Here is a 19,600-nt window from a genome sequence, read left to right on the forward strand (position 1 = left end):
GGGCGCTATTTTGATGTAGTGGGAGACGAGTTGGACGCAGGTGCAGGGCTGGGCGTCATGTCGATGGCCGGGTAATAGGTCAGTTCGATGGTGTACTTCTGGGCGTCTCCCTGGGCGCAGGAATCATCCATGTCAGAGACGATCATATATTTGCCGTTAAGCTGCACGATGTCATCCAGGGCGGGCACGGGCAAAGATGATACACTGCTTCCCTTTTTGCCTCCGCGGAGCACTTCAAGGGAGTAGGTTTCTTTGCCCTGATAGGAGACGCGCGTGCCGATTTCGCCGTCCTGGTCCGGGAATTCAGCCACGGTCTTGGAGGGCTTGCGTTTCAGGGATGTCAGCACGCCCCACGGGACGGTTGTTCCGGATGGAATGCCGAAGGCAATGTCATTGCCTTTGATGATGTAGGTATTTTCAGCCATAGATTTGTGGATTGGTATTTATCAGATGATGATATTTGTGGATTGGTATTTATCAGAATGAGTTTTCCAAGCAGGTTACATCCACCTGCATGGACCAGATGGCCCGGCAGGGTGTGGAGTCGAAAGCAATTTGTTGAGGGGTGGCCGCCACGGGCTTGACAAGCACGCGGCCGGACTGGCCAAGTTCATGCCAAGTTAGCAACTCCAGCAATTTGTCCACCATGGCGTTGGCCGTGGCCATGTCGCCACCTGTCCGGCCATAAGCAGCAGAGCCGATGAACAAGTTAACTTTGCGGGTGATGATCGCCTTGACCGGGACACATCCCTGGATGTCGTGGTCCATGGTGAGCAGGTCAGGCATCACAATCACGGCCGTGGACGGATAGGAGTGCAGCTGGCGGATGGCCTCTTCCAGATCAACACCGTTGAAGGTCTCGACGGTGTCGGCAATTTCAGCCGCCTGGATTTCCTCCACAAGTGCAGAGAGCAGCCATTGAGTATCGGTAAGCATGATATTAACGGATTTTGCGGGTTGATCCCCAGCCCATGTTTCCCTTCCCGGTATCGGATGATCCGGCAAAGCGCCCAGCCCGCACGTCGTCCAACGCTTTCAGGGCGTTTTCATAGGCGGTTTTTTGTGCGTCGGTCGGCTTGTCCAGCAGCTTGGCCAGATCGTACACGGCCAGATCACGCGCCAGCTTGGAGGCTAGGGCGGCCGGGATTACCCGGTTACCGATGTAGCCGTCCACCGTGGCGCACGCCTGGACCATGACAACCACAACGGGATCTTCCCCGGCTGGGGCCTGGGCGCGGATGTCGGCCAGTTGCCGGGCGGGCATGGCCGCCAGCAGGTCGGACTCGGTGAGCATGGTTTTCATGATGGAGGGGAGAAGGTCCGGCGCGCTGTCCCACCAGCTACGCCGGACCAATTATTACTGGGTTAATTTACGCGCCCGCGGATGGGATGGCGGGCATCAAGATAAGAGCCTCCTTGAGGCCCACGGAGGCCCCGTAGTAACACTCAAAAGTCATGAAGTGCTTGCCAGCTCCGGACGCATAGTGACGGCGGTAGGACATGGTGATGCCCGTGTCCGGGTCCGTGACGGTGCGGCAGTCCAGATAACCCTTGGGGTCGGACGGGATGACCGCCCGCGTGGCGACGGCCAAGGCGGCGGGGTGAACAATGAAGCCGTTGGGGGCGGCGGAACTGGCCGGGAGGATGGTTGATTCAATCAAATCAAATCCCAGCAGGCGGGGAATGATGCCGTCGCGGACATACTCCGTCCCGCCGTAAGCCAGGGCGGAAGCTACCTGTACGGACGTATCCTCGGCCAGGGCCATATAAGCGGACGGCGAAGGGAAATAAACGCGGTTAGTCAAGGGGACTTTCAGCTCTCCGAATTTAGCGCGCGCCAGAGAAAGCAACTGCATCATGGACATGCCAGCCGTTGCCGCAAGCGTGGAGGGATAGTTCGCCTTGGTGATATTGGCAAACACTCCTTCAATTACCTTGCTGGCGACGGCGGCCCCCATTTGCCCGGCAAAAATGCTCAAGCTGGCGGAGGAGGATTCCATGAACTGGCGGTCGGTCAAGCCTACCGTTGACTTGGCATAGCCATCCATGGTGACTGTTACGGCCCCCAGGGTTCCGGTTTCCTTTTCATAGGAGTTTTCTTCGTCGGATGCCGACAGGGAACCAATTAAGGGCACTTTCAGGGATGCTCCCTTGTTGACAGCTTCTTTGGAGTAATCAGTGGAGAATTTACCAAGAGGGGCAAGGGAGTTTTTAAAGGCTTCCAGCCCCCTGGTGACGATGATGTCATCGTTAAGTTTTGAATCAATAGTTGTTGGCATACTTATATATAGTGTGTGGTTGGTAATTGGGGGGGGGATCAACCGCGGGCGGCGATCAAATCCTTTTCATTGGCCTTGAAAAAGGCGAGACGTTCTGCCGGGTCGGTGATGGATGCATGCTTGGCCAGCAGCTTTTCCCCGGTAAGTTTGGTCCCATCGCCGTCCTTGTTGTCGCCAGCCTTGTATTGCTGACTAAAGACGGGATTGACGGGCAGCTTGGCCAGGAGCGTTTCCGCCTTGGGATCGGTCAGGATCATCTCCTTCCAGGAGGCTTTCAGGTCCGGGGTGATGCGGCCTTCTTCACAGGCTTTTTCCACGGTGGCGTCAGCCGCCTTGGCCTGCATGTCGGTGAGGGATTTTTTCAATTCCTCGTTTTCGGTTTTCAGGGCTTCAAGCTGGGCTTGCAGCGCCTTGATTTCTTCTTCGGTCATGGTTGTATTTGCGGTTTGGGTTTGGTTGGCGGGGACGGGATTGCCGTCTTTGGCGCCAAGAAGGGGTGCGATAGTTTGGAAGGCGGCGCGATTGACCAGCCCTCCCATGTTGATGCCAGATCCAATGATGCGGCAAACGCCGTCTTCATCAGGTTCAGACGCCTTAAAGATAGGGGAAAAACGGCGGTAGGATTTACCTTCTACCTTGGCCTTGCCTTCTGGCGTCCATTCGATTTCCGCGCGGATGCCGCCCGTCTTAGGATCGTCTCCGCCCCAGTAGATGCGCTTGACCCATCCGGCGGCATCGTGGTCCTGGTGGTCATAGTCGATATAGGGTTCATCCATCAGGCCATCCGCCGCTCCCTCTTGGAGCTTGCGGCGCAATTCCTCCACGGCTTCGGCGGCGGCTGCGTCCACCAGGACGGTCCTTTCGACCACCTCTCCCTTATCATTGCTGGGGTGGATCGTGTGCTTGCCGGGAGGCATCCATTGGATGTCGTCTGTCCCGGCCAATGTCGTGTAAAAGGCATGCTTGGCGTATAAGATCATGCCGCCATCCTTGCATAATTCAGGCCACGGCACGGACGCCGCGGCCTGATTGCTCAAGATGCACCCTTTTGACGGTCCAGCCAGATGCCCACCGCCCGGCCAACGGCGCTTCTCATTTTGTCGTCAGGCGGCAGGGCGGCAGGGTCTTTGGGGATGCGCTGGGATTTTTTCAGCACATAGATGGTCTTACCCTCTAAGGCCAGGGCCACCGGGCGGCGGCCGTCAAAGACACAGCGCAGGCCGCTGATGGAGCGCGGGCTTTTCCCATGGCCTTCCGGGGCCACAGGGATGGCCAGCATCCTGGCCTTCTTGGGCGTAATGGTGGCGCCATATACATGGGTGGCCACGTGGGGATGCCGGATGCTGACCACCACTTTCCCGCCCGTGGATACGGGGACCGAACAGGCGTTAGCAACCGCCAACCAGAAGTTGGTGCGGGCACCGCCCAGGCGGTTGGGCGTGGCGTTCTTGGCCCGGAAATGGCTAATCAGGGCGTTACGCATGGCCATGCCCGCAATCTTGCGGACGGCCGGGACACTGCGCAACAGGCGCATGAGGTCCGGGGTTACGTCGTCCCGGACCAGTCGGAGGTTGAGGCTCATGTGGTCTTTTTGTATTGCCGTTCTATGTCTATCTTCCCCACGGCCATGGCCGTGCCCATGGCATCTTCCAGGGCACTGGCCAGGGCGGACGGATTCATCAGTTTCACCAGCCGGAGGGGATCGGAGGCAAAATCTTCCAGGAGATGGACAAAATCCTCGTCGCTGACGGTTTCGTCCGCCGCCGCCCTGGTGAGCTTTTCAAGCTCCGCCCTGGCCTTGCCCAGCCATTCATCCAGCACGGCGGGCAGTTGCTGGCGCACGCGGTGCTGCAGGTGTTCTATTTGTGATTCACTCATTGGCGGCTTCTTGCAGTTTCCCCATGTAGTAATCCCGTGCCTGGGCGGGCATGCGGTCCAACGCTTTGGCCATCATGGCAGCCGGGTTGGTAGCCGGAGGCGTGACGAGCGTTGCCCCCGGTTCCGGCCGGGGTACCCCCATATAGGAATAAGCGTAGTCCTCGCTGACGGGCAGCCCGTTGCTGATCATGGATGCCAGGGCCAGGGCCTTGGGATAAACCTTGTCATCCGACTGCTGTTCGAACAATTCGTCCTCGTCTCCGGGTGCCGGGGCTTCGATGGTTTCATAGACGTATGATTTGGACAGGGGGATGCCAGCGGCCAGGATTTTGGTGATGCGGTCCACCTTGGCGTTGGGATCGTCCACGGTCTTGCTTCCTGGGTCGTAGTAGGGATAGACGGCGTCTTCCCCTGCGTCCCCGGTATTAAGTGCATACACGGAGGGCAGCAATTGTTCGTTGAGAATTTCCGCGAGCCATGCGGCTGCTGCGTTGATGATGTCGCTGCGCACGTTGTAGTGCACCTCTCCAAGGGCGCGGCTTCCGGCTTCGCCCGGTGACGAGGTCAGCGTCTGGCCCAGGATCAGCAGATCGCAGGCCGTGTCCGCAAGGTCGATTAACTGGTGTTGCGGGTTGTCCGCCCCCTTGTTGCTGGCCTCCTTTAGTTCGACGTTGGCCCCTTGGGGCACGACGGCCCAGGCCGCGCTTCCCATCAGTTCCATCATCTCTTCCAGGCGGTCCTTGATACTTGGGTCGCTGGGGTCATAGGTTGCCCAGCGCATGGGCTGGCCAAACAACTGGGCAAAGCTCAACAGCCAGTCGCGGCTGAAATTGGCGCAACACCAGAACCACGCCAGGGAACGTAGCAGCGCCCCGCCGCTGGGATGGCCAAGGCTGACGTTGTTAATAGCCACCAGGAATTTATGCTCCTGTATGTCGCCCAGGGTATCGCTTCCAGGGGAACGCAAGCCGAACATCCCGGTTTCCGCGGTCCATCCGTACCAGCGGGGATGGACGCGGCGCGTCTGGCGCGGAAGCCATGCCTGGGGCATGTGGCGGCAGCCCCGGACTTCCCAGTCGATTTCCCGGACGGATACACCAGTAAACCAGCCGTCCAGCAATCCGGCAACCGTGCCGCGCCAGCCCTGGCCGTCCATCCGGTAGTCGCCCTTCATGCCGTCGCGGGTCCGCTCCGCAAGGTGGTTCAGCAGGTCCATCTTCTCCGGGTTCTGGATGTTCCAGACCAGATCGCAGACGGCGTTTTTCAGCTCCATCACGTTTTTAACGAGCCTTGGCCACGACTGCATCATGAGTTCGTAGAGGGCGTGTTCTTCTTCCGGAGACTCGCCAGAGAGTGCCCCGGTAAGTACGCGCTCCACGTATTCCGGCGTGACCCAGGAGAGAGAGGGCATGAGCCATGTTGAACGGGCGGAGGGCAGCACGATGCCGTCCCAGACCGACCCGCGGCGCTGGGAGGCGTTTTTACGCGCCAGGATTTCCTTGACGGTCATTGCCCCGTCTTTGGCGGACAACGCGCTTTTAGGGGGTCCGCCGTGGACCGCGGAGGCATGTTTCAAATTAGGTATGGTGGTCATCGTCTTGTAGGGGTGTAGGTTCTTCTTTTGTGGCGGTATTTTCCGCGGCCGCCGCCCATGCTCACGCCGTCCAGGGCTTCCTTGGTCCAGACTCCTTCTGCGGCCTTGGCCGTGAGGGCATCCAGCGCCAAGGCCAAGGCCCAGAATAAGTCGGCGTGACCGCTTTCCGTGCGGTCGGCTCCATAGCTCAACTTGCCCGTGTCGGTGTAGCCGCGTTCAATGGCGCAGATGTGTTCCTTCAGCAGGTCGTGGTCCGGGATCAGCAGCTTGCCGGATTCCATTAACCGGGCCACGTTGGTGGCCAGGGCTTCTTTCACTGCCGGAGTAAAAACGACGCCGCGGATTTTATGGCCGTTGCGGCGTAGCTTGGCGTCTTCGACGTACTTGTCGCCAATGCCCGTCTGGTCCAGCTTGGCCAGCCTGACGCAGTCGCAGGCCGTGTAGCGGTCAAGTTGCCTGTCACGGGATACCCAGGAATGGTCTTCATGGTAATAGACAAGGCGGCAGACATAGCGGTCCTGGACCTGCTGCACGCCGATATAGCAATGCTTGTCCGTCTTCCGCGCCACGTCCACCCCCAGGCCCACGGTGCCATCAATGTCTTCCAGGTGGGCGTCCGCGCTGGCCAACTTGCTGACGGCGTTGTTGACGGTTTCCCAGGAGATGAGTTGCCCGGCCTGGTCCTGGGCGATACACATGTATTCTTCCAGGTAGTCGGCCTCGCAGAAACACTTTTTGCGCTTGGACTCAACAAATGATTCCCGCGTCCAATTGCGGCCAGTCTTGACATTAATGCGCTCCAGCAATCCCTGGTCGATGGCATCTTCCAAGGTTACTTTGTAATGGCTCCATCCCATAGGATTGCCGTTGACTGCACCCTGGCACAAGCTATAGAAGACAGTTTTTTTGCCGCGGTGGGTGGAGATGATCACACGCTGGCCACCCCACTGGGTACAGGCGGAGGAAACTTTGAGCAATTTTTGCTGGTCTTTGTGTAAGGCAAATTCATCCAGCACGACATTGCCGCGTTTGCCCGCCAAGCGGTTGGGATTGCTGGACAGCACATGGATCGTGCGCCCGGTGGCGAATTTGATTTGGAAGATGGTGTCGTCTTCGATGATTTCCTTGCCAAGTTCATAGGCTCCTATGGCGTAGATGTCCGCCCACTTTTTACAGTCGGCCAAGGTTTGCTTGGCGTTGTCCTCGTCGCAGGATAATATATAGGTGTCGTATTTGGCCCCCTCCTTGATGGAGTACCGCACGAATTTGAGAGCCGTATATTCGGAGTAACCAATCTGGCGGGATTTCTCCACCAGGATTTCGTCCGATTCATCGTCCAGGAATTCCGCCTGGAACTGCATGCTGCGCGGGTCTCTCATCCGCTTCGCGGTCTTGATGACAGTGGCCTTGCTCATGGGGTCAGATCAGGTTCATGGCTTTTTCGATTCGCGCACAGTCCTCTGCGGTCAGCCCGGTCTTGGCGGGCTTTCCGGCGTCTCCTTCGGCGGCTGCTTCGCGATCCTCTCGCCGGATGTCGGCCAGCTCGCGGCGCATGTTGACCAACATTTTCATCAAATCGAAAATCTTGGCGGGCTTTTCGGCGATCAGGTCTTGAATATTTCCTGCATCCATACCCGCCAAGGCGGCTTCCAGCATATCCATAGCTGCGGCAAGTCCGGCTTCTGCCGGGCCACCTTCCGCCTTGTATTTGTTCAATAGGTCGATTTTCCACGTATAGGCGGCTCGTGCCTGTTCAAGACGTTCTGAACGATCCAGCCATTCCCGGTGTGCGCCCTTGCGATAGTTGGTGACGTTTTGCGGAGTGATGCCAGGATAGCCAGCAGCGTCGCACAGGGCGGCCACGTCACGCCACGTTCCACCATCTGCCAAGCATCGGCTGACGGCATCCTGTACCTTGGCAGGCATGCGGCTGATGGCCGCGCTGGCGGTTCGTTTAACCATGGGCGAGCGCCTCCTTTCCTCGGTCAAGGATGATCCACCTACTACCAAACGCAGAGGGCAGGCGGTGGACATATCCCAGGGCTTCCAGGGTTTCCAGTTCCGCGGCCGCCTGCGTGTGGTCAAACCCGGCCAGCCGGATTTCCGTTTCAATCTTTCCGGCCGCCGTGGGCAGCGCGTCCTGCGTGGCCAGATATTCGAGGATGATTTGACGTACTTTTTGGGCTTCGGTCATGACACCATCCTGACACAAAAAAGGCCGCGGCACGGATGCCGCGGCCTGATGGAGCAGAGATACCTTTAGATTTAGAGGTGGGAGCCTTCCAGCCTCCCGATGGCACGGTTCAAAGTGGCAAATTGTTCGTGTGATTGTTCACGCATTTTGATGATTTCTTCCACGATTTCCCGCTTGTCCGTTTCACGGGCAGCTTCCAGGGCTTCCAGCCTCCGGCCATGTTCATCAAGACGGTGATGCAGTACCTTGATGTTGTCCATGGTGGCGCCTTGCTTGCCTTCGATGACTTCCACGGGCTGGTTGTTGACATCTACTTTTTTGGGTTTACCCCTGTCTTTCATCCGCGCCCAGCCCTGCAAGGCGTTGCCAACCATGGACAACACCATTAGTCCTTGCCACAAGAATTCACTGTTTTCCATGGTCGTCAATAGTTGGCAATACCAACGGCAATAGCTGCACAGAGATTATCGGCATGTTCCAGGGCCGTTTCGTAGTCGTGGTCATTGTCGATAAAAAACGGCTCGACGATGACGCAGGGGGCCACGGTGCCGCGCAGTTGTGCGCCGCCGCGTTCCGTCCCGGTGATGGGCTTAATGCCCCGGTCCGGCAACCCCAGCGCCTTGACCATCTGCGTCTGGATGCACTGGGCCAGACGCTTGCCGCGTGGCGACGTGTGCCAGTACAAGGTTTCCGTCCCGGAGGCTGTGCCGTTGAAGGCGTTGGCATGCAAGGCTACAATCACGTCGGCGTTGGCCTCGTTACAGGTCCGCACGCAGGCAGTCATACCCGTGCCGTTTCCGTCCATTTCCCGGTTGACTATCACCGCGGCGTGTCCATATCCCCGCAGGTAATTGGCAAGCCGTGGAGCAAACGTACTCCAAAAGCGGTACTCGCTGATATTGTAAGTCCGGTTCTCGGCCCCCGGAGCGGACGGGCAATGCCCGATGTCGATACATACTTTCATGGTCATGTTTCCTTTCTATGTTCCGGGCGGGCGATCCCCCGCCCGGAACGGTTGGGTTACTTAGCGAGGTCGGCTTGCACGACGGGCGGCACTTCCGTCACGGGCTGGGATTGGGACCACGTCAGCGTGTGCGTGTTATTGTCCCAGATCAGTACCTTGCCATCACGGGTAACGGTGTATTGCCCCTGCTTGATGCTGATGCCTGTACGGCCCGGAGGATCGGCCTGGGCCGTAGATGTACAAGACACCTGCGTCAGGCTCATCCAGGCGGCCAGCGCTCCGATGATGGCCCCAGCCAGTACCTTGGCCCAGTTGGACGGGATTTTCAGCGCCGTGAGGATGCGCGTGACGATTCCGGTTGCTTCTTCCTTGTCTATGCTATTCATTTTCTTCCATATTGTTGGTTGATGTTATGTGTTAACGGAGCTTCACCATGGCACAAAAAAGGCCACAGCACGGATGCCGCGGCCTGAAAGGAAGAAGTGCGATTTACTAATAATTTAGATTATATGGTTTAGGCTTCTCTCCTATGCTTTTCATATAATCTGACCGAGCCCTATACCCGGCACGCCATCCAAAATAAAAACCATCTGCATAGTCTTCATTACCGTTGCCTAAAATGGACCCATGACGTTTCAATTCAGTATATTCTCTCATCGGCCTACCTTCTGACGCGGCTGTTTTGCCAACTAAATAGCCGTTATCATAGCCCTGATGGTATTCCTTACTCTTTTCCTTCTTTTCAGGGTGGGATTTTACCTCATTCGGACTCTCTTGATTTTCTTCCAATTGGACCTGCTGTTTTTTAGCAATTTCTTTTCCGCCTCCGCGTACAAACAAAAAGCTTGTAACTAAGAATCCTAACACAACAAAAATCAAACATCCTAATTTCTTCATGACCTTCTTTTAAAGATTTGGTCAACTGACGGCAAGTCCTAAATCTTCCTAATCCAGCTCACCATGGAATCTTTGAGCAATGCCAGCTTTTCTTCTGCCCGTAACGCGCGATCACGCCAGATTTTAACAGCGGAGTCAGGGCCATCTTCTTGCATCTGTAACAGGATGGATAGCACTCTATTTCTCACGACGGGGGATACATCATCCCCCCTTTCCAACTTAGCTATGCAAAGCACGGTACATCCGGATAATTCCGCGACGTTGGACAATGTAAGATGAGTTTGTTCTCTTAATGTTTTGAAATTGATGTTGTCAGCCATAACTCCAACATAGAGAGTATTATGACAGATGGCAACATGGCATGGCATACTTTGTGACACGTGTCACAACCGATTTTATAATTGTATATTGATAATCAATATACAATTATAAAAATACCTGTTTACGCGCTAACAGTTATGTTAAAATTTTTTTAGCCACCCCTGCATGGCAGATTTGAGTTGAGAAAGTTTTTCTTCTGCTCTTAAGGCTCTATCTCTCCAATGTTGGATTTCAGTCTTATCTCCTTCTTCTGTTTTTTGTAAAAGAAGAGAGAGAATTTTATCTCTTAGACGTTTACTTCCTATATTGTTCAGCTCTAGTCCATTAATGGATGCAACGCTGTAACCGGATAGTTCTGATAACTGGGAGAGAGTCATTCCAGATTGCTCTCGTAGAGCCTTAAAATTTACGAAATTTGTATTTTTCTCTTGCATGTTTACGAGAATTGTATTACGAAAAATGTATGTTAGCACGCGTACACGCCAAGATCAATACTCAACTCCCCCACGAAGTGGAGGTTGCTAGGCAAGAGTTGAAAGCAAAAGGGTGGTCTTATCGCTCTGCCGCTCTTTTCCTTGGCGTTCATTATACTCATTTGGCCCGAGTTTTAACTGGTACCCGTACAAGCCGCATCCTCCTACGCCGCATCCATGCCCTGCCGCATCGGCGTCACACCTCCACCAATAACCATTAATCATAATATCATAATGAACAAAATAATAGAAGATATGACCGCCAAGGCCATGGAACAATCCGACCGGGAGTGGAAAGCAAATGCTCCCCGGCTTGTCGTCAATGGGAAAGAATACGTAGAGGAATGGTACGCCTATGAACTATTCTTCCGGTTGAAAGCGATCCTGCTCGTGACATCCAATTTTGATCCGGGATTAAACCCGGCCAGAATCCTTGAATACCGGAAAGGATTGGCCAATATCGCCAAGCACGGTGTTCCTAACCCACAAGACCTACCCAGTCCTGATCGCCATGAATGACCGTCAACTCGCCTCCGCCCGCCTGGATCGTGATGAAAAGCTCAACGCCCTGTACGCCGCCAACGGCGAACAAGCCCCGTTGCCTCCCGTCGAATCCCCCCCGGCTCCGGCCGGATGCCGCAAGGCATTAAACGGCTGTCTGCTCCTGGCTATTTTATGGTGGGTAATAGGCTTCGCTATTTACGGATTTTACAAGTTCCTTACAGCATGAAGGAAAAAATCAAAACCCTGCTCCTGGGCCTGTTCGCCATAATCATCTTTGCAGCATTTGCCGCCATACTGGTGGCTGCTGCGATAGATGCCCTCGTGCAAGCCCTGCACTCTGTTAACACTCTGTAACCCATGACCGACGCCGAATTTGACAACCTCCCCGCGGAACTCCGCGCCGTCTGCCTGCTCCGCCTGTTGCGGCGGCCCGTGGTCCGCCGCTGGGCACACCGTGAATTCGGCTTTCCCCTCACGGGTCCGCTCACGTGCAGGCAACTGGCGGCGTGGTGTGGCGTCCACGAGGACACCATCCTGGAGTGGGAGCGCCAAGCCCTACTCACCCTGCGCGGCACATGCCGCCGCTCCGGCCTCACGCCGGAGGCAACCCAAGAACTCAAACACTAAAATATTATGGCTAAAAATATAGCAATCAAAGAAGAAGACGCCATCCGGAACTATGCGGCCGGAGCCAAGCGTGACCTTATCTCCGCATGTGCCAATGCCCTGAAAGCCGGGGCCTGCATCGTCGCCCTGTCGGCCCGTGCCAAGACCTCCGTCAGCGGCATCATCTCTATATTAGAGGTAGACGTATCGCGCCGGACACTCTTCCGCTGGGCCAATGCCTATAGCACGGCCTGCAAAATCCTGGACCTGGATCACTTCCCATCCTACGGCGATGCGGAGTGGGATGACCACCTTGCCGCCCTGGACAGTATCGCGGCCAATATGAGCATCAGCCGCCTGCAACTGGGCGCACCCGCGGAAGGATCGGACATCGCCCGCTTGGATACCCTTCAAACAGCCACCGAAACTGCGGAGGACGAGGAAGAAGAAACCATTTATGCCAACGCTCTGGAAAGAGTGGAAAAAGGAGAATGGACGCTTATCCAAGCCATGCGCGCGGTAGGTGGACAGAAAGCCAAGGATGTGGCCATTGAGCGCCGGAAAGACCCGGTTTATATCGGCATCGATCCGGAAAGCAAGAAGCCCGTCGGCATTCTTCCCAAGGCCGTGTCCAGCCTCCGGACGGGATTTGAAAACTGGGATGCGTTCGATGGCGAAAGCAAGCGCGTGTTTGCCTCCCTTTGGAAAAGCGTGTTGGACTCCGCGCCGGAAGACCTGGAAAAATACCTCTAACCCATTGCCGCCATGGACCACGACGCCCTGATCGCCAAACTGCAAAAACTCCTGGCTCTCGCCCAGCGGGGCGAGGGAGGGGAAGCCATCAATGCCCGTGCCCTGCTGGACAAAATGCTTTCCCAGTACGGGATTGACGAGGCCAGCCTGACCGACATCCGCACCCTGCGCTACGCCACGGACTACGATGATGAGCAGGAACTACTCATCGTCGTGGCTAGCTACGCCCTGCAAATCCCAACCGCCCAGGTGCGGGCGGAAGTAGTAACAAAACAGGACGCCCTTGGGCTGGACCTGGCCATGAGCGTGGAGCAGCACGGGCTGGTGGCCTCCCTGTTCGAGCATCACCGCATCAGTTTGGAAAGGTCAATCAAACAGCTGGAAGTGAACCAAGAAAAGCAGAAGGAGGCCATGCGGGAAGAAATCGAAAAACTGACCGCCAAAGTCCGGACGCTGAAAGCCATCTTTGGCAATCTGGCCCAATCCGCGGCAAAAGCACGGCAAAGCATCCTTTGCGCCTACGTTAATCTGAACAATCTGGTGGACTACACCGGATGGAGCAACGCCAGCACGGATGGAGCGGATGCCATCTTTTCCGCGGCGGACTCCTGCGTCCGCCTGGACCCCAACACTAAACAACTTCCCGGCCAGCGCCTGGGTGATTAACCTCCATGAGCCGCTATTTCATCGCTATCCTTTATATTGCCGCCGTGGCCTGCCTCTGCGTATCTCTGGCATTACACGACAGTCCGTTCCTTGCCTTTTTCCTGGCGCTGTTTCTTTTGGGTAACATATCCATCAAACTTCGTTAATTTCCCTATGGCCATCCTTCCCGACAACTCTTTCAACGCATTTTCCGCTGACGGCTCCGGCCGCCGTGGCCGTCCGCGCCAGATCGACCTGACCGATGACCTCAAGCGAGAACTGGCCAGCCTGTACCTGTCCACCAACGCCACCCGCAAAAGCGGCAGCATGACGATTGCCTGGGACTTGTTCACCCAGGCGCACCCGGAACTCGCCTGGGACAAAATGGCGCGGTCCTCCAAGCATACCCTCCCGGCCGTGGCCAGGGAGGTGATGCGGAACGCCCGCCCGCTGGTCGGCTTCCACCGGGGCGGGGAACGCAAATTAAGGGAGGCTTCCTATATGCCGGGCCTCCTGCGCCGCAACCTGGACGGGAGCCTCTTGCGGGCGGGACAGCGTTTGTCCTGGGATGACGCCACTATTAACATAGGGGTGTGCGTTCCGTGGCCCTGGCGCATCTCCGGGGACAAATGCGCGGAAAAATACGGTTGCCGCATGGGACGCTTCCAGCTTCTTGTCTGTCATGACGACGCGACAAGCTTCGTCCCTACTTACTCCTATGTTATCCGGTATGAGCAGACCTACCGCGGGGAGGACGTGGCCGGGGCCATGATACGGACTTGCCGGGACATTGGCATTCCGGACGCTTTTGTTTTGGAGGGCGGCGTCTGGAAAAGCGACCGCGTTCAGCGATTGCTGGACGGCCTCGGCATCCGCCACATTGACGCCAAGGGCCGCCCGCAGTGCAAGCTCGTCGAAAACTTCTTCAATCGTTTGTGGTCCGTGCTTTCCTTGTTTCCGGGACAAGTGGGCCGCTTCCGGGCAGAAAACAAGGCCATGAGCGAGAAATACGTCGCTTGCCGCAATGGCCGCCAGGACCCGCGGGGAGTTTTCCCTACACTGGCGGAGGCCCTGGAAGCTATCGACTGGGCGATTAACTACCTCAACACGCACCCGGTAGAGTCCCGCGAGTACGGCAAGTGGATTCCAGCGGAACGCTGGGAGGCAGACCTCAAGGAGCGGCCCATGCGCCAAGTTTCCGCCGACTTTTCGTGGCTTCAAGCCCCCGTTATTGTCCGGCGCAAGGTGGTCAAGGGGACCCTCCGCGCCACCGTTCCCGGTCCGCTGGGCGTCCCGCAACGCTGGCATTTTTCCGCGCCGTGGCTCTGGCAACACGAGGGGCAAGACCTCATGCTTCACTTTGACCCCATGGGAGAGTGGCCCCTTCAGGCCGTCGTGACCGTGCCGGGGAGTGTCAAGGTGCTGGGGCAAGCCTCCTGCACCAACCCGGTCAGCCTGGGCGGAAGCGGGGAAGACATGGGCCGCCAAATCCGCGGCGTCATGCGGACGGAATACCGCCTCTTGACCTCCACGGGCAAGACGGGCCGGGAATCCACCCTCCGCGGCCTCAACGGCCAGACCACCATTTCCCAGGGCGTCAACGTGCAGGACGGCGGAGACTCCGCGGAGGACGCGCAGGAATCCAGCGCAACGCCCGCCAAGGTGCGCCGCTACAAGATGGAGGACCCCCTTGACGGAGCCGCCAAAAAGGACAGCCGGTTCTCCACCCCTCAACCCGTCACCCCTGCCACGCGGGACGACTTCGCCGCCCTCCGCCGCCGCGCACGGCAGGCGGAACAATCAACAACACTTAACTTCTAATTTTTTTCCAAAACCATGAACAAATATGAATTATCAAAACACCCGGACGTGTTGCGTCTGGCCCGCATGCAGGAGGACCTGCACCTCAACGACAAGGATTTTTGCCGCCGCATCGGCTTTGCGCTGGCGGCGTCCTCCTGGGGCAAGATTAAAGCCGGGACCTGGTCCGGCAATTGTGGCCGCGCCTTGCAGGCCGTCCAGCAGGCGTTAGCCTCCGGTCCTGTCCGCCAGGACGCGCCGGGAGTGGAAGGGGACACGGTTCTACTACCTCATGTTTCCCTGGCCGCCGACGCCGTTTCCGCGGCGGCCTTGACCAAGGACGAGCACCGCTTGGTCATCATCGTCGGCAAGACGGGGGCGGGTAAATCCAAGACGGCCTCCTATCTTGCGGGCAAGTTCGGGGGTACGCTTCTCAACGCCGCGCCAGCGTGGGAAAAAAGCTACCTGCACGCCCTGACCTCCATCGGCGCGGGTCTTGGCATTGGCACTTCCTGGCGGTCCGCGGGGGCCGCCGAACGGGACATTCTCCAATCGTTGCAGGTGGCCCCCCGCCTTATCATCATTGACGAGGCCAACCACTTCAACAGGGCGACCATCAACTTTCTTAAAACGGTTCTCAACCTGACCCGGTGCGGGCTGGTCCTGCTGACCCTCCCGCACCACATGGCCCGCATGTCATCGGACAGCCGGGAGGAGTTCCCCCAACTGCTCCGGCGCAGTATTGCCATTATCCACATTCCCTCCATTACAGGGGAAGAGGTGGCCGCCATCCAGCGTGGACTCTACCCCCAGGTGGAGCTGACCAATGCGGCCCCTCTCTGCACCCTCGCCAACCAGTTTCACAACCTGGACACGGTCCGCCGCGTTCTGGACGAGATTGACGCCGGGCAGACCCCGGAAGCCGCCGTCAAGGCGGTCCGCCGCCAGATTCAAGCTATCAGCCAAGCCGCCAACTAATCATGACCGCTTACGCCAACATGGACACGGAAACGGCCGCCCAGTTTGTCAGCATGAGCCTATCCTCCTACGGCAACCTGCCTTTTCAGATTCTCTCGCCGACGCCTCATCCGGGCAAGATCGGTGTCAGGCTCCACCCTGACGAGCGGTACTGCATCGTGGATGCCGTGGGGTTCCTTGACTATCTGGACCAGCAACGGCCCTCCCTGGACAAGCTCCGGGATATGTTATCCCTCAAGCGCCGCCAAAACATCAAGCGTCATCTTTCCTGATTGACATGATCACACTGCCGGACCCCATGCCCTTTTCTGATGCCCTCAACCACCTGCGCGACAAGCAGGCGGTCGGCTCCGCCATGGACACGGCGGCGTGGCGTGAGGTTCCGGCAGCCATCCGCACCAAGGCGTTCTTCTCCGCCACCCTCACCTCCGCCCAGGTAGCCCGGAGGATGCAGGACTACATTGACGACTTTCTTTCCCAGGACCGGGACGTCAATGACCGAGGGCAGGAGTTCTTTTCCTCACAGGGCCGTTCTGAATTCGTCGCCAAGTTCCGCCAGATGATGATGGACGAGGGATTCGGCAAGGTCTTGCCGGATGGCAGCATTGACCCGGACATCAATGATAACGACCTGCGCGACCTCCGGTCCTGTCGCCGACTGCAACTCATCTTTGATACCCAGGTAGAGCAAGCCAACTCTTACGGGCAGTTCTTAGAGGGACAAGACGAAGACATCCTGGACATTTGGCCATGCTGGAAGTTTGTGCGCGTCCGCCCGGTCATGTCTCCCAGGCCCTACCACGATGCCGCCCTGGGGCAGATACGCCGCAAGGATGACCTGGATTTCTGGCTTTCCCTCAATCGTGATTTTAACGTGCCGTGGGGTCCGTGGGGCTTCAACAGCGGATGCGGCACCGAGGACGTGGATCGCGATGAGGCGGAGGCAGCCGGAGCCATCAAGCCCACCGACAAAGTCAAGCCAATCGTCAAGGATTTCAATGATCGCCTGCAGCAATCCGTGGCGGACATGGGGCCGGATGTCCGTTCCTGGATCAAGCGCCAGCTTGGCGACATAGTTACGATCCACGGGGACAAGGCCGTCTATAATAAGACGGCGCCGTCCCCGGCTCCCCGGCCTGATGCCGTTCCGGCAGCACGCCCGGCCAAGACGCCGGAACAAGTCCACCAGCAGCGCCAGCGCATTGGCGACAAGATTGCCGCGCGCCAGCAACGGCAATCCGCCGACCGCGAGCAGATCGCCAAACGGTTGTGGGATGACTTTGCCCAGCGTAGGGATGCCGTGCTGAAGCCGCTAATTGACCGGGCCAAAGCCGCGGAAGATCGTTATTTTGCCACGTTGACCCAGGACGATTTTCGCGCCTGGGATGAGGCGGCGGAGGCCTTCAAAAAAGCGCGCGCCTCCTGGGTGCCGGGTGGCATGTTTTACAAGTCTGCCATTAAAGATATACAGCGCCAAGAAGCGCAATCGTGGACCAGGACCTACCGGGACAGCATGCGCTTTCTGGCGCTGGATGGGGTAGTCATTCCCAAGGATAAGCGCGGCACAATTCCCGTGTCCATGGTCAAAATAGATGCACGCTACAATATAACCCCTGCAAGGCCAAAAAAGGTATCTCCCAATGTTCAACAGGGACTGGACCTTGCCCGCTCCATCGTCGCGGCCGACAAGTTGCCACCTTCCCTGGGCGTTCATATCCTGCAAGATTCCACCACACGCGCGTTTCAGCATCTTGGCAACATCAAGGTTTCCTCGACAAGCACGCCGGGTACCATTGCGCACGAGCTAGCACACGCCATTGAGCACAACCGCCCGGACATCCTCCGTCAGTCCGCCGCTTTCCTCTATGACCGTTCCCAGGGAGAGCCTGCCAAAAAGCTGAAAACCCTGTATCCTTCCAGCAATTATCCTCCCCACGAGATAGCGCTGGAGGACAAGTGGGCGGCAAAAGGAGGCAGTGCCTATACAGGCAAGCTTTACTGCCCCGGATATTATGCCAGCATGGGGCGGGATCAATTCATCTCATCTGTGCGGGGCAGTGAGATTCTTTCCATGGGTATCCAGCGCATGTTGGAATCCCCCGTGGAATTCCAACGCAACGATCCGGATTTTTATCAATTCATCAAGTCACAACTATCATGATTCTGACCAAGTCACAACTCGACCGGATCACGGCTTTGTTCGAGGCCCAGGAGCTTCCGGACACGTTCCCGGATGACGCCGATTTCGAATTCATGGAGACGATTGCCGGAGACATGACGCTTGATGACTATCTCGCGTTGCCGGAGGCGGCGCGCCGGAAATGGTGGATCAGCAGCGAGATTGACGCAGTCCGTCCCCTGGGATTCACCGACCTGGATACGGGTGAAGACCTCTACCAGACCGGGTTCTATTTCGAGCCTGTAGCCCCCAACATCCTTGACCGTATTTATTAGCCATGACCAAGAAAGCAACGCAAATCCCCCTTCCTCTGTCCTATCCTGATTCCGGCAAGTGGTTTGTTCCCGTCAAGCGCATCAAGATAGACGACCGCACTTGGGCCTTGCGACTGGGGCAGCCTGTGCAGCTTGGTACCAGCTACGACGTGGCGGAGGCAACAGGCGTCGGCCGCAAAATCCTCAAGCGGCTGGCCAGGGCCGGATTCATCCAGGAGATGCGGCCTTCTCCCAATGTCTCCATGTACTATTACACGGAGGTGCTGGACCTGATGGAGCGCACAAGGCAAGACCCTAATTTCTGGACGCAAGTCCGACGTGACGCCTACCTTAAAGGCTCGCGGGTGGAGGACGCCTCGGCCCTCTAACATTTTTGACGGCGGCCTTTTCAGGCCGCGCCGTCCGTGTGCCGCCGCCTGATGCCCTAGGGTGTGCCCATGTTCACACATGACCCTATTGTCTGCGGGGATTCTCTCTCCCTCATGCGCCAGCTTCCAGGCGGTTCCTACGATGCCATTATTACCGATCCTCCCTATGCTTCCGGAGGGTTGACAACAACGGAGCGCAAGGCCTCCCCGGCGCGCAAGTACATTTCACGGGGCAGGCTTCCTTCCTTTGATTTTGATACCCGCGACCAGCGTTCCCATTTCATGTGGTCGGTCATGTGGATGACGGAGGCGTTACGCCTGACGCGCGAGGGTGGCTGGCTGATGGTGTGTTCGGACTGGCGGCAGCTTCCCACCACCAGCGACGCCTTGCAGGCCGCTGGTTGGACGTGGCGTTCTCTTGTTACCTGGGACAAGACGGAGGCATGCCGCCCGCATCAAGGCATGTTCCGCAATCAAGCCGAGTTCGTCCTGGTGGCCACGCGCGGCAGCATCGGCCGGGAGCAGGACCGCCCGCGCGTGTTCCCGGCAGGCGTCTTCCGTCATTACCTCAAGCCCGGCGACAAGTTTCATTTGACGGGCAAGCCCGTTCCTCTGATGGCCCATCTGATGGAGGTTCTGCCTCCCTCTTCCGTCATCCTGGACCCGTTCGCGGGCAGCGGCACCACGATCGTGGCAGCCCGCCAAGAGGGCCACACGGGGCACGGCATCGACGTTTCCCCCGTTCATGTCCAGATCGCCAGGGACAGACTGGCCAATCTCGCCAACTGACCGCGCAGGGTTGGCGATGGTGCCGCGGATCGCTCGCCGGGGTGCGTTTCCCTACATGTTTGTGACACGTGTCACACCCCGGTTCACCCTTTCAGATGGGCAC

General features: G+C 57.6%; 31 protein-coding genes. 14 read left to right on the forward strand and 17 right to left on the reverse strand.

Annotated features, from left to right (window positions below; all coding sequences use genetic code 11):
* Positions 1–5 precede the first annotated feature (5 nt).
* The 17 genes from LIO64_RS08985 to LIO64_RS09065 all read right to left on the reverse strand — a co-directional run bounded on the left by LIO64_RS08985 (position 6) and on the right by LIO64_RS09065 (position 10,561).
* Positions 6–425, reverse strand: coding sequence for a hypothetical protein (locus LIO64_RS08985; protein ID WP_290549103.1), 420 nt, complete (start codon positions 423–425; stop codon positions 6–8).
* Positions 426–477: 52 nt separating this feature from the next.
* Positions 478–936, reverse strand: a complete 459-nt coding sequence (locus LIO64_RS08990; protein ID WP_290549104.1) for a hypothetical protein — start codon at positions 934–936, stop codon at positions 478–480.
* A gap of 4 nt (positions 937–940) precedes the next feature.
* Entirely contained in the window at positions 941–1,303 is a 363-nt protein-coding gene (locus LIO64_RS08995; RefSeq protein WP_290549105.1) for a phage protein Gp36 family protein, read from the reverse strand.
* A 67-nt stretch (positions 1,304–1,370) separates the two neighbouring features.
* The gene (locus LIO64_RS09000; RefSeq protein WP_290549106.1) at positions 1,371–2,279 is read right to left on the reverse strand and encodes a hypothetical protein; all 909 of its coding nucleotides are present in this window, start codon (positions 2,277–2,279) and stop codon (positions 1,371–1,373) included.
* A 38-nt stretch (positions 2,280–2,317) separates the two neighbouring features.
* The gene (locus LIO64_RS09005) at positions 2,318–3,316 is read right to left on the reverse strand and encodes a phage protease (protein WP_290549107.1); all 999 of its coding nucleotides are present in this window, start codon (positions 3,314–3,316) and stop codon (positions 2,318–2,320) included.
* Positions 3,313–3,861 carry a hypothetical protein gene (locus LIO64_RS09010; RefSeq protein ID WP_290549108.1) on the reverse strand — a complete coding sequence of 183 codons (549 nt, stop codon included), beginning with the start codon at positions 3,859–3,861 and terminating at the stop codon, positions 3,313–3,315. The genes LIO64_RS09005 and LIO64_RS09010 overlap by 4 nt, the downstream gene beginning before the upstream one ends.
* Positions 3,858–4,157, reverse strand: a complete 300-nt coding sequence (locus LIO64_RS09015) for a hypothetical protein (protein ID WP_290549109.1) — start codon at positions 4,155–4,157, stop codon at positions 3,858–3,860. The genes LIO64_RS09010 and LIO64_RS09015 overlap by 4 nt, the downstream gene beginning before the upstream one ends.
* Positions 4,150–5,751: a DUF935 family protein gene (locus LIO64_RS09020; protein ID WP_290549110.1), complete on the reverse strand. Its 1,602-nt coding sequence runs from the start codon at positions 5,749–5,751 to the stop codon at positions 4,150–4,152. Before LIO64_RS09020 ends, LIO64_RS09015 begins: the two co-directional genes overlap by 8 nt.
* Entirely contained in the window at positions 5,748–7,166 is a 1,419-nt protein-coding gene (locus LIO64_RS09025) for a terminase family protein (RefSeq protein WP_290549111.1), read from the reverse strand. The genes LIO64_RS09020 and LIO64_RS09025 overlap by 4 nt, the downstream gene beginning before the upstream one ends.
* 4 nt (positions 7,167–7,170) lie before the next feature.
* Positions 7,171–7,713 (reverse strand): hypothetical protein, encoded by a 543-nt coding sequence (locus tag LIO64_RS09030; RefSeq protein WP_290549112.1) that lies wholly within the window; start codon positions 7,711–7,713, stop codon positions 7,171–7,173.
* Positions 7,706–7,945, reverse strand: coding sequence for a hypothetical protein (locus LIO64_RS09035; RefSeq protein WP_290549113.1), 240 nt, complete (start codon positions 7,943–7,945; stop codon positions 7,706–7,708). The genes LIO64_RS09030 and LIO64_RS09035 overlap by 8 nt, the downstream gene beginning before the upstream one ends.
* Before the next feature lie 71 nt (positions 7,946–8,016).
* Positions 8,017–8,364: a hypothetical protein gene (locus LIO64_RS09040; protein ID WP_290549114.1), complete on the reverse strand. Its 348-nt coding sequence runs from the start codon at positions 8,362–8,364 to the stop codon at positions 8,017–8,019.
* 5 nt (positions 8,365–8,369) lie between these two features.
* Positions 8,370–8,909, reverse strand: a complete 540-nt coding sequence (locus LIO64_RS09045; protein WP_290549115.1) for an N-acetylmuramoyl-L-alanine amidase — start codon at positions 8,907–8,909, stop codon at positions 8,370–8,372.
* A gap of 56 nt (positions 8,910–8,965) precedes the next feature.
* Positions 8,966–9,295 (reverse strand): hypothetical protein, encoded by a 330-nt coding sequence (locus LIO64_RS09050; protein WP_290549116.1) that lies wholly within the window; start codon positions 9,293–9,295, stop codon positions 8,966–8,968.
* 106 nt (positions 9,296–9,401) lie between these two features.
* Positions 9,402–9,806 carry a hypothetical protein gene (locus LIO64_RS09055; RefSeq protein WP_290549117.1) on the reverse strand — a complete coding sequence of 135 codons (405 nt, stop codon included), beginning with the start codon at positions 9,804–9,806 and terminating at the stop codon, positions 9,402–9,404.
* Positions 9,807–9,844: 38 nt separating this feature from the next.
* Entirely contained in the window at positions 9,845–10,126 is a 282-nt protein-coding gene (locus LIO64_RS09060; protein ID WP_290549118.1) for a hypothetical protein, read from the reverse strand.
* A gap of 141 nt (positions 10,127–10,267) precedes the next feature.
* A complete protein-coding gene (locus tag LIO64_RS09065; protein WP_290549119.1) occupies positions 10,268–10,561 on the reverse strand; it encodes a helix-turn-helix transcriptional regulator in 294 nt (97 codons plus the stop codon).
* Between the two features lie 216 nt (positions 10,562–10,777).
* On the opposite strand from LIO64_RS09065, the gene LIO64_RS09070 reads away from it, so the two are divergent.
* The 14 genes from LIO64_RS09070 to LIO64_RS09135 all read left to right on the forward strand — a co-directional run bounded on the left by LIO64_RS09070 (position 10,778) and on the right by LIO64_RS09135 (position 19,497).
* Positions 10,778–11,119: a hypothetical protein gene (locus tag LIO64_RS09070; protein WP_290549120.1), complete on the forward strand. Its 342-nt coding sequence runs from the start codon at positions 10,778–10,780 to the stop codon at positions 11,117–11,119.
* Complete coding sequence (locus LIO64_RS09075; RefSeq protein WP_290549121.1) at positions 11,112–11,330, forward strand: hypothetical protein; 219 nt, start codon at positions 11,112–11,114, stop codon at positions 11,328–11,330. Before LIO64_RS09070 ends, LIO64_RS09075 begins: the two co-directional genes overlap by 8 nt.
* Positions 11,327–11,458, forward strand: a complete 132-nt coding sequence (locus LIO64_RS09080; protein WP_290549122.1) for a hypothetical protein — start codon at positions 11,327–11,329, stop codon at positions 11,456–11,458. Before LIO64_RS09075 ends, LIO64_RS09080 begins: the two co-directional genes overlap by 4 nt.
* A gap of 3 nt (positions 11,459–11,461) precedes the next feature.
* Positions 11,462–11,731, forward strand: a complete 270-nt coding sequence (locus LIO64_RS09085; RefSeq protein WP_290549123.1) for a hypothetical protein — start codon at positions 11,462–11,464, stop codon at positions 11,729–11,731.
* A gap of 6 nt (positions 11,732–11,737) precedes the next feature.
* Entirely contained in the window at positions 11,738–12,463 is a 726-nt protein-coding gene (locus LIO64_RS09090; protein WP_290549124.1) for a hypothetical protein, read from the forward strand.
* Between the two features lie 12 nt (positions 12,464–12,475).
* Positions 12,476–13,129, forward strand: a complete 654-nt coding sequence (locus tag LIO64_RS09095; protein ID WP_290549125.1) for a DUF2786 domain-containing protein — start codon at positions 12,476–12,478, stop codon at positions 13,127–13,129.
* Between the two features lie 5 nt (positions 13,130–13,134).
* Complete coding sequence (locus LIO64_RS09100) at positions 13,135–13,275, forward strand: hypothetical protein (protein WP_290549126.1); 141 nt, start codon at positions 13,135–13,137, stop codon at positions 13,273–13,275.
* Positions 13,276–13,282: 7 nt separating this feature from the next.
* A complete protein-coding gene (locus LIO64_RS09105; RefSeq protein WP_290549127.1) occupies positions 13,283–14,929 on the forward strand; it encodes a hypothetical protein in 1,647 nt (548 codons plus the stop codon).
* A gap of 15 nt (positions 14,930–14,944) precedes the next feature.
* On the forward strand, positions 14,945–15,886 hold the full coding sequence (locus tag LIO64_RS09110) for an ATP-binding protein (RefSeq protein WP_290549128.1): 942 nt from the start codon (positions 14,945–14,947) through the stop codon (positions 15,884–15,886).
* Positions 15,887–15,888: 2 nt separating this feature from the next.
* Positions 15,889–16,158: a hypothetical protein gene (locus tag LIO64_RS09115; RefSeq protein ID WP_290549129.1), complete on the forward strand. Its 270-nt coding sequence runs from the start codon at positions 15,889–15,891 to the stop codon at positions 16,156–16,158.
* A 5-nt stretch (positions 16,159–16,163) separates the two neighbouring features.
* Complete coding sequence (locus LIO64_RS09120; protein ID WP_290549130.1) at positions 16,164–18,047, forward strand: hypothetical protein; 1,884 nt, start codon at positions 16,164–16,166, stop codon at positions 18,045–18,047.
* Positions 18,044–18,340, forward strand: coding sequence for a hypothetical protein (locus tag LIO64_RS09125; protein WP_290549131.1), 297 nt, complete (start codon positions 18,044–18,046; stop codon positions 18,338–18,340). Before LIO64_RS09120 ends, LIO64_RS09125 begins: the two co-directional genes overlap by 4 nt.
* 2 nt (positions 18,341–18,342) lie before the next feature.
* On the forward strand, positions 18,343–18,708 hold the full coding sequence (locus LIO64_RS09130; protein WP_290549132.1) for a hypothetical protein: 366 nt from the start codon (positions 18,343–18,345) through the stop codon (positions 18,706–18,708).
* 69 nt (positions 18,709–18,777) lie between these two features.
* On the forward strand, positions 18,778–19,497 hold the full coding sequence (locus tag LIO64_RS09135; RefSeq protein WP_290549133.1) for a site-specific DNA-methyltransferase: 720 nt from the start codon (positions 18,778–18,780) through the stop codon (positions 19,495–19,497).
* Positions 19,498–19,600 lie beyond the last annotated feature (103 nt).

The sequence above is a fragment of the Akkermansia sp. genome (assembly GCF_020860705.1).
Lineage (GTDB): Bacteria > Verrucomicrobiota > Verrucomicrobiia > Verrucomicrobiales > Akkermansiaceae > Akkermansia.

Coding starts and splice junctions, on each gene's coding strand:
- LIO64_RS09090 (WP_290549124.1), top strand. CDS start 11,738: ATGGCTAAAAATATAGCAATCAAAGAAGAAGACGCCATCCGGAACTAT.
- LIO64_RS09020 (WP_290549110.1), bottom strand. CDS start 5,751: ATGACCACCATACCTAATTTGAAACATGCCTCCGCGGTCCACGGCGGA.
- LIO64_RS09065 (WP_290549119.1), bottom strand. CDS start 10,561: ATGCAAGAGAAAAATACAAATTTCGTAAATTTTAAGGCTCTACGAGAG.
- LIO64_RS09010 (WP_290549108.1), bottom strand. CDS start 3,861: ATGAGCCTCAACCTCCGACTGGTCCGGGACGACGTAACCCCGGACCTC.
- LIO64_RS09040 (WP_290549114.1), bottom strand. CDS start 8,364: ATGGAAAACAGTGAATTCTTGTGGCAAGGACTAATGGTGTTGTCCATG.
- LIO64_RS09080 (WP_290549122.1), top strand. CDS start 11,327: ATGAAGGAAAAAATCAAAACCCTGCTCCTGGGCCTGTTCGCCATAATC.
- LIO64_RS08990 (WP_290549104.1), bottom strand. CDS start 936: ATGCTTACCGATACTCAATGGCTGCTCTCTGCACTTGTGGAGGAAATC.
- LIO64_RS09100 (WP_290549126.1), top strand. CDS start 13,135: ATGAGCCGCTATTTCATCGCTATCCTTTATATTGCCGCCGTGGCCTGC.
- LIO64_RS08995 (WP_290549105.1), bottom strand. CDS start 1,303: ATGAAAACCATGCTCACCGAGTCCGACCTGCTGGCGGCCATGCCCGCC.
- LIO64_RS09025 (WP_290549111.1), bottom strand. CDS start 7,166: ATGAGCAAGGCCACTGTCATCAAGACCGCGAAGCGGATGAGAGACCCG.
- LIO64_RS09055 (WP_290549117.1), bottom strand. CDS start 9,806: ATGAAGAAATTAGGATGTTTGATTTTTGTTGTGTTAGGATTCTTAGTT.
- LIO64_RS09050 (WP_290549116.1), bottom strand. CDS start 9,295: ATGAATAGCATAGACAAGGAAGAAGCAACCGGAATCGTCACGCGCATC.
- LIO64_RS09120 (WP_290549130.1), top strand. CDS start 16,164: ATGATCACACTGCCGGACCCCATGCCCTTTTCTGATGCCCTCAACCAC.
- LIO64_RS09015 (WP_290549109.1), bottom strand. CDS start 4,157: ATGAGTGAATCACAAATAGAACACCTGCAGCACCGCGTGCGCCAGCAA.
- LIO64_RS09095 (WP_290549125.1), top strand. CDS start 12,476: ATGGACCACGACGCCCTGATCGCCAAACTGCAAAAACTCCTGGCTCTC.
- LIO64_RS09060 (WP_290549118.1), bottom strand. CDS start 10,126: ATGGCTGACAACATCAATTTCAAAACATTAAGAGAACAAACTCATCTT.
- LIO64_RS09115 (WP_290549129.1), top strand. CDS start 15,889: ATGACCGCTTACGCCAACATGGACACGGAAACGGCCGCCCAGTTTGTC.
- LIO64_RS09085 (WP_290549123.1), top strand. CDS start 11,462: ATGACCGACGCCGAATTTGACAACCTCCCCGCGGAACTCCGCGCCGTC.
- LIO64_RS09075 (WP_290549121.1), top strand. CDS start 11,112: ATGAATGACCGTCAACTCGCCTCCGCCCGCCTGGATCGTGATGAAAAG.
- LIO64_RS09035 (WP_290549113.1), bottom strand. CDS start 7,945: ATGACCGAAGCCCAAAAAGTACGTCAAATCATCCTCGAATATCTGGCC.
- LIO64_RS09070 (WP_290549120.1), top strand. CDS start 10,778: ATGCCCTGCCGCATCGGCGTCACACCTCCACCAATAACCATTAATCAT.
- LIO64_RS08985 (WP_290549103.1), bottom strand. CDS start 425: ATGGCTGAAAATACCTACATCATCAAAGGCAATGACATTGCCTTCGGC.
- LIO64_RS09045 (WP_290549115.1), bottom strand. CDS start 8,909: ATGAAAGTATGTATCGACATCGGGCATTGCCCGTCCGCTCCGGGGGCC.
- LIO64_RS09030 (WP_290549112.1), bottom strand. CDS start 7,713: ATGGTTAAACGAACCGCCAGCGCGGCCATCAGCCGCATGCCTGCCAAG.
- LIO64_RS09125 (WP_290549131.1), top strand. CDS start 18,044: ATGATTCTGACCAAGTCACAACTCGACCGGATCACGGCTTTGTTCGAG.
- LIO64_RS09105 (WP_290549127.1), top strand. CDS start 13,283: ATGGCCATCCTTCCCGACAACTCTTTCAACGCATTTTCCGCTGACGGC.
- LIO64_RS09000 (WP_290549106.1), bottom strand. CDS start 2,279: ATGCCAACAACTATTGATTCAAAACTTAACGATGACATCATCGTCACC.
- LIO64_RS09130 (WP_290549132.1), top strand. CDS start 18,343: ATGACCAAGAAAGCAACGCAAATCCCCCTTCCTCTGTCCTATCCTGAT.
- LIO64_RS09135 (WP_290549133.1), top strand. CDS start 18,778: ATGTTCACACATGACCCTATTGTCTGCGGGGATTCTCTCTCCCTCATG.
- LIO64_RS09110 (WP_290549128.1), top strand. CDS start 14,945: ATGAACAAATATGAATTATCAAAACACCCGGACGTGTTGCGTCTGGCC.